The sequence below is a fragment of the Glutamicibacter sp. BW77 genome (genome assembly GCF_002332285.1).
Lineage (GTDB): Bacteria > Actinomycetota > Actinomycetes > Actinomycetales > Micrococcaceae > Glutamicibacter > Glutamicibacter bergerei.
Genome location: NZ_NRGT01000069.1, coordinates 18,922 through 29,832, shown reverse-complemented (window position 1 = coordinate 29,832; position 10,911 = coordinate 18,922). Strand labels below are relative to the sequence as shown.

At 54.9% G+C, this 10,911-nt stretch carries 8 protein-coding genes; 5 read left to right on the top strand and 3 right to left on the bottom strand.

The annotated features are described in order from the left end of the window. Positions 1-185: 185 nt before the first annotated feature. On the top strand, positions 186-3,848 hold the full coding sequence (locus CIK74_RS11665) for an FtsK/SpoIIIE domain-containing protein (protein WP_096256390.1): 3,663 nt from the start codon (positions 186-188) through the stop codon (positions 3,846-3,848). Here the strand turns inward: CIK74_RS11665 and CIK74_RS11660 are convergent. Further along, complete coding sequence (locus tag CIK74_RS11660; RefSeq protein WP_141392941.1) at positions 3,845-4,249, bottom strand: hypothetical protein; 405 nt, start codon at positions 4,247-4,249, stop codon at positions 3,845-3,847. The genes CIK74_RS11665 and CIK74_RS11660 overlap by 4 nt on opposite strands. A gap of 356 nt (positions 4,250-4,605) precedes the next feature. Here CIK74_RS11660 and CIK74_RS11655 point away from each other — a divergent pair, with 356 nt between their 5' ends. Further along, the gene (locus CIK74_RS11655) at positions 4,606-4,854 is read left to right on the top strand and encodes a WhiB family transcriptional regulator (RefSeq protein WP_096256388.1); all 249 of its coding nucleotides are present in this window, start codon (positions 4,606-4,608) and stop codon (positions 4,852-4,854) included. A 203-nt stretch (positions 4,855-5,057) separates the two neighbouring features. After that, positions 5,058-7,310: a Stk1 family PASTA domain-containing Ser/Thr kinase gene (locus CIK74_RS11650; RefSeq protein ID WP_141392940.1), complete on the top strand. Its 2,253-nt coding sequence runs from the start codon at positions 5,058-5,060 to the stop codon at positions 7,308-7,310. Between the two features lie 77 nt (positions 7,311-7,387). Here the strand turns inward: CIK74_RS11650 and CIK74_RS11645 are convergent, their stop codons facing one another. Both CIK74_RS11645 and CIK74_RS11640 read right to left on the bottom strand, forming a co-directional pair. Beyond that, positions 7,388-8,779 carry a 3-deoxy-7-phosphoheptulonate synthase class II gene (locus CIK74_RS11645; protein ID WP_170947857.1) on the bottom strand — a complete coding sequence of 464 codons (1,392 nt, stop codon included), beginning with the start codon at positions 8,777-8,779 and terminating at the stop codon, positions 7,388-7,390. A 96-nt stretch (positions 8,780-8,875) separates the two neighbouring features. Beyond that, positions 8,876-9,550: a lysophospholipid acyltransferase family protein gene (locus tag CIK74_RS11640; RefSeq protein ID WP_096256386.1), complete on the bottom strand. Its 675-nt coding sequence runs from the start codon at positions 9,548-9,550 to the stop codon at positions 8,876-8,878. Positions 9,551-9,676: 126 nt separating this feature from the next. Between CIK74_RS11640 and CIK74_RS11635 the strand changes: the two genes are divergently transcribed. Then, complete coding sequence (locus CIK74_RS11635; RefSeq protein ID WP_096256385.1) at positions 9,677-10,435, top strand: alpha/beta fold hydrolase; 759 nt, start codon at positions 9,677-9,679, stop codon at positions 10,433-10,435. Continuing rightward, on the top strand, positions 10,432-10,863 hold the full coding sequence (locus CIK74_RS11630) for a hypothetical protein (RefSeq protein ID WP_096256384.1): 432 nt from the start codon (positions 10,432-10,434) through the stop codon (positions 10,861-10,863). Before CIK74_RS11635 ends, CIK74_RS11630 begins: the two co-directional genes overlap by 4 nt. Positions 10,864-10,911: the final 48 nt, after the last annotated feature.

Genomic DNA, 10,911 nt, shown 5'->3' with positions numbered 1-10,911 from the left:
TGTTCTGGGCGAAGTGGGTATGTGATGGGAGCCTAGCCCCAGAATCGTTGTCTTTCAATACCCAAGCGGAGATGTGGATAAGCCGAAGGCAACGTTCTCCACATCCGGTGAAGCACCCAGTTGCGCTGTGACCAGTAGATGCTGAAGTACTCATAAGTGGCGGGTCCGATTGAGGAGGAAACATCATGGTGCGTTATGAGCTGTTGCTTGTTTCGCGATCTTTTGCACAGCCGCGCCAGTTTCACCTGCAGGTTTCCGCTGCCCTCGATGGTCAGCAATTGTCCGAGATCTTAACCGCAAGTTTCGGTGCAACGCGCTGGTTCCTCGGACCACTCGCCTTGGAAGAATCTGCGGAGCTGAGCTCGCGCACACACTTGTTGCTAACAGACCTTCCGCGTCCGGTTCTACCGCGCGAGCACCAGATGCCTTCGGCCTTGCAGCTCTTTGTCGCTTCCGGGCCAGATGCAGGCGCGAGCTTACTACTGGTTCAAGGCACTCATGATGTAGGGCGTTGTGCTCCCTTATGGCTGCAAGACCCGCAGATCGCGCGGCGTCATGCGCGCATTCGAGTGGATCAATCCCAACTGTTGCTGACCTGCGAATCATCCAACACGCTGCGAATTTCTCCACAACGGCCCGCCAATGAGTCGCTGAGCGAACTATCTTTGGAACGCGGCACTCGTTTCTGGCTGGGTGATACCGAGTTATGTGTGGGTGATCCGGTGATGCTTGATAACGCACAGTCGATCAATGCCGAGCAACTTCACTGGGCACTACCGGATAAGCCCGAACTTCAACGCCTGATCGCCCTATGTTTAGCAGCCCTTCTGCCGATGCTTTCCGGAGTGATGCTGGCGGTATTCACCGGATCAATGTTGTTTCTACTACTCAGTGGCGCCTCAGCGCTACTTGGAATTTTCCCTGCTATCCAGTTGATTGGCGAACGTCGTCGGTGGAAGGCCAAAGCGGTGGTGTACCGCGAAAACATCATCAATGCCCGAGCAGCCTATGCCTCGCCCCTGGGAATTAGCACCCTGGCAGGATTGGCACGCGCCGAATTACAGATACCGACAGCCAGTTTGCCTCCTCTGGTCTTTGGCCAGGGACTGTGGGCCCCGGCCGCCGAAGAACCTTCAGCTAAGACTAAGCGACGTAGAAAGTCGCGTACTTCCTTGGACGCCCCGTGCCCGTCACCGGTGTTCTCCCCCAGTGTGCCGGGTGCTTGGCAGATCGTTGGCGCGCAGGACAAACCAAGCACCGAACTGCTCTTCGCGATCTTGGCCCGCTATCTCCCGGCGGTTTTATGTGGACGCTTAGAACTGGTACTCGATCCGAGATTGCAATGTCTCCCGGCGAGTCTACTTTTGTTACCCGGAGTCAGCACCGGACTGCCACCGTTGGCGGTCACTCCCACCATGCTGGAAACAAAATCAGACGGCTTGGTGCGTACCTTGTACGTGGTGTCTACCCCTGCACAGACTTGCGACCAGTCGTTAGTGATCGGCATGAGTCAAAACCCAGTACCAAACGGCACACGGTGGGTGAATCCGCGAACTCCCGAGGTCGCACTCGAAGATACACAGCTGACGCTGCACACTGCACTACGGCTCAGCGTGCAACGCTTCGTTCGGCTAATTGATCGCTGCCTCAGCTTGGCCGAATCCCAAGCAATGCGAGGCCGCACAGAATCCAACGAATTAGCACCCTGCGATCCAGCTCGTGCCTTAACGGCGCTTATTGGGGCTACCGATCAGCAGGATCCCATTGTTCTCGACTTCGGCGCTGACGGACCACACATGCTGATCTGTGGAACGACTGGTTCTGGAAAGTCTGAAGCACTTCGCCGGATCGTGAAGCAATTGGCCAGCGACTATTCGCCTGAGCAGGTGGCCTTTGCGCTCGTCGATTTTAAAGGCGGTGCAGGTCTATCCGTATTCGCACAGTTGCCCCACGTTCAGCTGTTCGCCAGTGATTTGGACTCAGCGGCCGCTCAACGCGCGTTGGCCCAGTTGGAAATTGAAGTGACCCGGCGTGAGGAGTTGTTAGCCGAATATCGTTGTAGCGACTTGCTCGAATACAGACAGCTAGTTCAGCCTGGTCCTGCGCTTCCGAGCCTCGTAGTGGTGATTGACGAATTTCGGGTGTTCAGTGAATCCATCCCCGAAGCCAACCCACGAATCGACCGTCTCGCTGCGGTTGGTCGGGCGTTGGGCATACACCTATTGCTCAGCACCCAGCGACCGGCCGGCACCTTAACCGGACAGACCAGAGCCAACCTCAATACTGTAATAGCCCTACGCGTCAATGACCCCGGCGAATCCATCGAGCTAGTCGGCATTCCTGACGCCGCAACACTGACAAGCCCAGGACAGGCAGTAATTCACTGTGCCACACGGTCTACCCGTAAATTTCAGTTTGCACTCGCCTATGATCCACCACCCCATGGCGAGTTAGCCGAACGTGGCCCGCGCGATCTCACCGCCAAGCAGGTGTGCACCTTTGGCAGGCATCCCACTGCGCACGAGAGTATGCAAGCACTGCACCGACAGATCGCTGTCTTGGCCTTAGAATGGCAGTCGTTCACCATGGGCCGCTCGCCGTTTGCTGAGGCGTTACCGCAAACCCCTACGCCCCCTAGAACACCATGGATGTCCGGCCAAACAGAAGAAATCTGGTGTGGGCTTGTGGATCGACTCGATTGTGGGACGTTGGAACCCTTACTTATCGGGGGGCAAGCCGGTCATAGCATTCTGGTGTGCGGACTGCCAGAAGCTGGCCCGCGACAGTTGCTTACCAACTTGTGCCAATTACCTAGAAAGGTTCTAAGTTTTGGCCCGGAATTACTCATCAACGCGGCGCAATTTCCTCACTTGCTGCAGGTCACTGGGCAAGATACTTACGACTTTCTTGACGCCGTCGATTATCTTAATGAACCACGTGAAGATGAGGAGTTGTTAGTACTCATCCACGGAGTCGGCCAATTGCAGTCGTCCCTGCACCCACAGCAATTTCAGCATTTTGATGAGGTCCTTGGTGCACTCCTGCGACGCGGTGGCTTTGGGCCAACCGTAGTCATAGCTGTCGATCGAGATCAAGCACTGCTCAAAGCTGCTGGTTTGTGCACCGAACAATGGTATTTTCCATTCCACGCCACCGACTCATTAAAAATGGCTTGGCCACGAATACCGGCCGTGGCCAACCACGTTGGACGTGGAATTCTGATGAGCGGAACCGACGTTGCACGCAGCATTCAACTAGGTGCTGCACAATCGCTCTCTATGACTGATCGTCCTTGGTCCGCGGGCAACTCAGATTCTCAGAACGCCAGCTCCCCTGGATTACTCCGACTAGGAACACGATCTTTGGAGGATACCGTCATTTCGTTGCCCGCCACCGCGATGTCCTTAGTAATTTGCGCCGACACCACAATGCGACAAGAACTGAGCCAGGTTTTGTGCCAGCGGTGGGGCATCGAGCGCGTGGAAAGAATCGAAGACCTCGAAGCGTTACTAAACCGTTCAACCAATCGAGGTGTCGGGCTGGTTCTCGAACATACGAATGACCCGAGGCTTGCCCCGTTGCTTAATTCCGCAGTGAGCCGTGCAGTGATTCCCGTGCTTTTCGTTCCACCTTCAAGCCGGCTCGCTTACGAAGTCGGTGCACCAGGGATGGCTCTCGACGATCGATGTGTGGTGGTAGTTGAGGCCCATCACCCACACGATCTACAACCAATGCCTTGGGAACCTTTGGGTCCTACTCAGACTCTGGATGCTAAAAACCAATGGCGCGCGATAGCAAATTCTCATGGACTACCACGCGCCGTTTTGATCGATAAAGAAAGTATTTAGGACTGTGGACGATCGCCGAGGAAAGCCGTTGTTTTCGGAGCAAATAACATCACGATAGTCACGGCGGCCACCACAATCGCAGCAATGGCGACGCCGGTAAATGGTCCTTGCATGAATGAGAACGAGAGGATTAGTTGGAAGAGTTGCCACACGATAAGGGGGGCGCGGGTGAAAGCTTTCCCCTTGAAGAAGTTCAGCGAAACACTAACCTGCCAGGCGCCTGCGGCTAGGCACAGCACGAGCATGAAAATACGCCCGCCCATATTGAGGTTTCCCTCGTCCGAAAGATGCAAAAGGTAGTTCGCTGCGTAGACCAGAACTGCTATTGCTTCGAGCATCGTTAGTGCTGCCACAGTTAAAACGCTGGTGGGACGGGGTACCGAAGATTCGTTGTTGCTCACGAGACCAATTTTCGTGCAAGTGTCTCAGGAACTCAAACGGGTGTTGTCCTAGGGAAAGATCAGCTCTGCCTAGCGTTCGTCAGATAGCGCAGAGGGCACCGGAAAGCCATGTGAGAAAGCACTCAGGGATTCAGCCACATTTCACTTCCATGACTCTTGTTTACTTTCTCGTAACATGAAAACCTAATGTGGTTGGTTAAATGAACATCTCAGTTCGTACCTGACCGACTCCTCGAAGATGATTTCAGTACTCACAACGTAACGCACCTGCTTTTCCAATTCGCAGTTGTTTTCTCTTTGTGACGTTTTCTGGAGGGCCTTCGTTTCCCCAAATATTTCAAGGAGCATCAATAAGCATGGATTGGCGTAGCCGCGCGGCGTGTCTGGAAAAGGACCCGGAACTTTTCTTCCCGGTGGGTAACACCGGTCCGGCCCTCTTGCAGATCGAAGAGGCCAAAAGCGTATGCCGTCGATGCGACGTCACCGAAACCTGTCTGCAGTGGGCCATCGAGTCCGGACAGGACGCTGGCGTATGGGGCGGTATGAGTGAAGATGAGCGTCGTGCCCTAAAGCGTCGTGCTGCTCGGGCTCGTCGCGCTTCTTAGAGTAAAAGCTGCACCCGAGGTAGATCTCGCAACCCGGGATGCTGTCTGAAATCCGCCAGTGGGAATCCTACTGGCGGATTTCGACTTTAACTCGTGAAACACTCAGGCCAGCTGGGTAACCTACACTTAGTATCTGTGTTCGAAAGGAGCCGTGCAGTGTCTCAGACCCTTCAACTGTGCTCCCCTGTGGCAGGAGTTTGTCCTTGATAACCCCTGAACGACCAGACCAGCTCGTAGGACAAGTGCTCGGTCACCGGTACCGGTTAGATACTCTCATCGCTTTAGGTGGAATGTCTCGGGTCTACCGGGCCATGGATCTCAATTTGCACCGTTCGGTGGCAGTGAAGGTGCTGGACGAAAACTTCGCTAGCGAATCACTCGTTCGCGAACGTTTTGAGTCTGAAGCCATTATCGCCGCGAATATATCTCACCCGAATGTGGTGTCCATTCGCGATCATGCAATTTCGGGCAGTCACGTGTATCTCGTAATGGAATATGTGCGTGGCCAGAATCTTGCCGAGGTCATCGAAGAACGCGGACGTTTCACTCCACGCCAGATGCTCAGCATTCTAGAGCGCATCTGCAGTGGACTTCGCGCGGCTCATCTCGAAGGCATCGTGCATAGAGATATGAAGCCCGCCAACGTTTTGCTCTCAGACAACGGCGAAATCAAAATCACCGACTTTGGCTTAGCCCGGGCAGCTAGTGCCCATACCCAGTCCGCCACACTGGTTGCGACACTTTCCCATGTGTCCCCCGAGCTGGTTTCTGGCGCTCCTTCCGACTCACGTAGCGATATCTACGCAGTGGGCATCATGATCTATCAAATGCTCACCGGACAATTGCCCTTCCCCATGACTAATCCGGCAGCCATGATGAAGCATCACCTCGATTCGCCCATGCCAATGCCTTCTAATTTGGTACCAGGGCTGAGTGAAGATCTGGACGAACTGGTGCGCTATTGCACCGAAAAGGATCCTGAACGGCGTCCCCAAAATGCTGGATTTTTACTTGATGATGTCATCCAGATCCGATCAACGTTAACTGACGACGAGCTGGATCTCGATGCCGAGTCCTTAGGTGACGTTTCAGATCTTGCGCCTCTCGCAGCGGCTGCAATGCCGACCACGGTCCAGCAGCGACTCGATGAGTGGCAGCGTCATCGCGATGAACAACGTCAACCTTGGTGGATGGACGAAGATACCCTCGGCGAAACCGCAGCGACATCGTCCGAAGATTACTCTGCCGTGCCAGAGGACGACGCCACCACAGTAATCAGCACCTCCGATGCCACCGAAGTACTGGACCTGCGTGAGGCCCACACCACGACGGTACCCCGCATGGCCAATGAACACGAAGCCCCGGAGCCCTCGTTTTCCTCGGCCACTGCTGCTTATTCGCGAGAAGACTTGGACCAATTCGAGGATTCAGCTCCCACAGCAACCGACCTTGCGGTCCCAACAGTTCAAGACAAAGTATCGGCCCGTGCACTGAAGCAAGAACAAAAGCGGGCGGCCAAGGAATGGCGCAAAACTGCGCAGGTTCCAACCCACCAGCTGGTGAGACCTAAAACTGGTGGGCGTCGGGCGATGATCACCGTGGTGCTAATCTTCGTCGTTGCCTTAGTCGCTGCCTGCGCATGGTTCTTCGGCCGTGGCCCGGGAACAATCATTCGTGTCCCGTCGCTCACCGGAATGCTGCAAACTCAGGCAGTCTCCCAGTTTGATAGTCAAGGTGTCCCGGTACGTGTGAACTCGGTCTACGACGATGAAATCGCCGTCGGCAGAGTTGTGCAGTCCAAGCCAAACACCGGCGAAAGTTTGATGAAATTTCAGGGCGTCAACCTGCTAGTTTCCCGTGGCCCTGAACTTTTTGAAATTCCTGCACTGCAAGGTTTGAGCCAAACTGAAGCAACTTCCCGCCTCGCCGATAAGGGTTTGACGAAGGTAAAGACGAGTCAGGAGTATTCATCCTCTGTTGAAGATGGCAAGGTTATTTCCAGCTCTCCTGCCGCGGGTGAAATGGCTAGCCGGAAAAACACCATCTCGCTGACTCTCTCCCGTGGCCCGGCCCCAGTCCAGGTGCCGAATGTTCTCGGACTGACCCATGAACAAGCAAAACAGAAATTTAACGATGTAGGACTGAAACTGGTTGTCGGCGAGAAGCAGTATTCTTCTGATATCGCCCCCGAATTGGTGGTAGCGCAAAGCACGCAGAATCAGACGGTCCCCTACGGCAGTTCCGTTACGGTGAACCTCTCCAAGGGGCCAGAACTCCTCCAGGTCCCCTCTGTCCTTGGCCAGAGTCTCACGGAAGCCACCGCCACTCTTGAAGCTGCCGGGTTTACCGTTTCTAATCGATCGATGCTCGGCGGCTTCTCAGATACCGTACGCATGCAAACCCCGCTGAATCAGCAGGCCGAGCGTGGTAGCGAGGTCAGTCTGTATACGTTCTAGTTTTTTGGTTTGTGGTAACAAAAAATCCTGGCTTCTCTCACTACGAGAGAAGCCAGGATTTTTGTGCGTTGGACGGGTTAGCGTCGGCCGCGGCTTTGCAGGGCACCAGAAACGAGGAACGCCATTTCCAGTGACTGCTTGTGGTTCAGTCGAGGGTCGCAGACCGACTCGTAGAGATCGTCGAACTGCTCTTGACGGATCGGATCGGCGCCACCGAGGCACTCTGCTACATCGTCACCGGTCATTTCCACGTGCAAGCCACCCGGGAAGGTGCCAAGCGAATCGTGGACTTCGAAGAAGCCGCGGACTTCGTCCATAACATCGTCGAACCTGCGGGTTTTGTAACCGTTTTCGCTGGTGACGGTGTTGCCGTGCATTGGGTCGGTGACCCAAAGTACCTGCGCACCGGAAGCGGTAACCTTCTCGACCAGGTTTGGCAGCTTCTCGCGAATGTTCTGCGCACCCATGCGGGTAATGAAGGTCAGGCGTCCTGGCTCGCGGTTCGGATCAAGTTTCTCGATCAATGCCAGCGCGTCTTCTGGCTTGGTATTCGGGCCAAGCTTCACGCCAATTGGGTTGCGTACGCGCGACAGGAAGTCCACGTGTGCGTGATCCAGCTGACGGGTACGCTCACCGATCCACAGGAAGTGTCCCGAGGTGTCATATGGCTGCCCGGTACGTGAATCAGTTCGCGTTAGTGCGCGTTCGTAATCCAGCAACAATGCTTCGTGGGAAGCAAAGAACTCGGTACGCTTCAGTGCTTCGAAGTCGGCTCCGCAGGCATCCATAAAACGGATCGCCGAGTCGATTTCTCCGGCAAGCTGCTCGTAAGCCGAGTGTGCTGGGTTCGCCATGAAACCTGCGTTCCACGAGTGAACGCTGCGCAGGTCAGCGAAACCACCCTGGGTGAACGCACGAATCAAGTTCAGCGTCGCCGAGGAGGTGTTGTAAGCCTGCACCAGACGCTTAGGATCGTGAGCACGGGTCTCTGGAGTGAAGTCATAACCGTTGACGATGTCGCCGCGGAATGCCGGCAGAGTCACGCCGTCTCGGGTCTCATCGTTAGAAGAACGTGGCTTGGCAAATTGCCCAGCCATGCGTCCCATCTTGATGACCGGCATCGAAGCGCCATAGGTCAGCACAACAGCCATCTGCAAAATCGTTTTCACACGCGAAGAGATCTTGTCTGCGGTCGCTCCGTCAAAGGTTTCGGCGCAGTCGCCACCCTGAAGGAGGAAGGCTTTGCCCTGTGCCGCGGCTGCAAGACGTTCACGCAAAATGTCCACTTCACCAGCAAAAACCAGTGGCGGACGTGAACCCAGTTCGGAAATTGAAGCGCTATAGTCCGGGTGCTCACGCCAGGTGGGCTGTTGGGCAATAGGCAGATCACGCCACGCATCAAGTTGAGGGTCGGTGGCGGGGCCGGCTACAGAGGAGCCAGGCAATGGGGTTCGGTTTTCTTCGCTCACCCTAAAGATTCTACGTGTGAGAGCCTCAAAGCACCGCGATGAATGTAACAACTGGGCGTAACACACCGAATCTGGACACTGCCGAGCATCTCTGTACTAGCTATTTTTAGTTTTTTTCGGAGCGTATACGTCTACGTAGTTCTGACCGGAGAGCTCGTTGATGGCCTTGCGAATATCATCGGCCACCAGGCGCAAGATCTGCGGGTCATCAGCTTGGCCAGCGTACTGGCTGAAATCCAAGGGGGTTCCCAGATGTATGCCGATCCGCCCAGGTTTGGGGATCCCTCGCCCAATGGGCTGGACTTTGTCGGTACCGATCATAGCGATAGGGATAACGGGCGCACCGGATTCAATGGCTAGTTTTGCGACACCAAGTTTGGCGCGGTAAAGCCGACCGTCTGGCGAACGTGTTCCTTCTGGGTAGATACCCAGTAACTTGCCTTCTTTTAATGCGCGGTTGGCGCTAGCTAGCGCTGCCGCTGAACCTTTACCGCCGGAACGGTCCATCGGCAGCTGATTAATGTTGCGGAAGAACCACGCGACCAATCGTCCTTTGGGTCCTTTGCCTTTAAAATAATCGTCCTTGGCCAAAAAGATCACCGGGCGTTCGAGGCTGGCCGGTAGGAATACCGAATCACTTACCGAGAGGTGGTTTGAGGCAAGAATCGCCGCGCCCTGTACGGGAATGTTGTCGATACCTTGAAGATCGATCTTGAAAAAGATACGCAACAAGGGCCGAACCGCGAACCGTTTGAGAAAGTCGTAGAGCACGGGGTGGCATTCCTTCGTTTTGTCTTCGAACGTTTATGCGTGGGTTCGCTGCTGCGTGCGTTGATTCCACTCCATACAATTGTGCACTACGCTCGACTATGAACCGTTAAATTATTAGGGGTGCACATGATGAAAGACGCTACTTCGATCTCAGGGACCACGTCGGACGTGGATTTTGCTGTGCTGTTAATCCATGGCTTTACCGGCTCCACTACAGCTATGCGCCCCTGGGCTGACTCCCTAGAAGAGCAGGGTGTGCCCACCAGCGTTCCGATACTTCCCGGTCATGAAACCCACTGGCAAGACATGATTGGACGTCCTTATCACCAGTGGATCCAACGCACCGAAGATGCCTACGATGAACTCGCAGCAACACATCGAAGAGTTTTTGTCGCCGGCCTGTCCATGGGTGGCGCTTTGGCGTTACACCTTGCCACACGCAGAAACGTCGCTGGTATGTCATTGGTTAATCCCGGATTGGTCATCGATTCACAGGTGGCACCTTACGCGGGATATTTGCGCCGAGTCGTTCGTTCGGTCGCTCCAATCAGCAATGACATTGCGCTGCCAGGAGCCGATGAAAATGCCTATCCTCGCACGCCGGTAGCCGCCGTACAAGAGTTGTATAAGCTCTTCGCACAAACCCGTGCCCGACTTCCCTTGGTGGGCGCACCGGTTCAATTATTTCGTTCCGCTGTGGACAACGTCGTTTCGGATGCATCCGTACACGAATTGCTCAAAGGACTGGAGCCGGGAATTCTTCGCGAACGTATCGCGTTGTCACGCAGTAGGCACGTGGCGACGTTGGATTATGATGCGCCGAAAATTTTCAAAGAATCACTGCGTTTTTTCACCGATGTGACAGCGCGGGAAGAGGCTAAGTGAATCCGGCAGAGCAAGAGCCATCAAACACCGAAGATCCCCGCTGGGATGAGTTGGTGGACAACTTTAGAAACCTAGAGGTGCCCGCTCCGCGTGAGCCGAGCGCAGAAGAGCGCGCTGCCGAATTAGCAAAATTGTTTAATACCGGACCGCTGGCACGCGGTCCGCGTGATTACGTGGCCGATGAAACACCGGAAGAGTTCATTCCCGAAGAACCTGCCGCCATAGGCAGCGGCGACCCGATGCTCAACCTAGCGTGGGTTGGCGCCGTGGGCGGTCCCTTTGGACTGCTTTTTTGTGTAATCTTCTTTCGAAGCGCTCCAGGCTTTATTTATCTTGGCCTAGCGGCCGCCGCGATCATCGGTATTTTTTACTTGCTGCGAAGACTTCCGACTCAGCGAGATCCGGGAGATGATGGGGCTAAGGTCTAACCAACTTGGAACACTTCCATAGCTACGTTACTATCAAGTAATATAGAT

Coding starts and splice junctions, on each gene's coding strand:
- CIK74_RS11665 (WP_096256390.1), top strand. CDS start 186: ATGGTGCGTTATGAGCTGTTGCTTGTTTCGCGATCTTTTGCACAGCCG.
- CIK74_RS11655 (WP_096256388.1), top strand. CDS start 4,606: ATGGATTGGCGTAGCCGCGCGGCGTGTCTGGAAAAGGACCCGGAACTT.
- CIK74_RS11635 (WP_096256385.1), top strand. CDS start 9,677: ATGATGAAAGACGCTACTTCGATCTCAGGGACCACGTCGGACGTGGAT.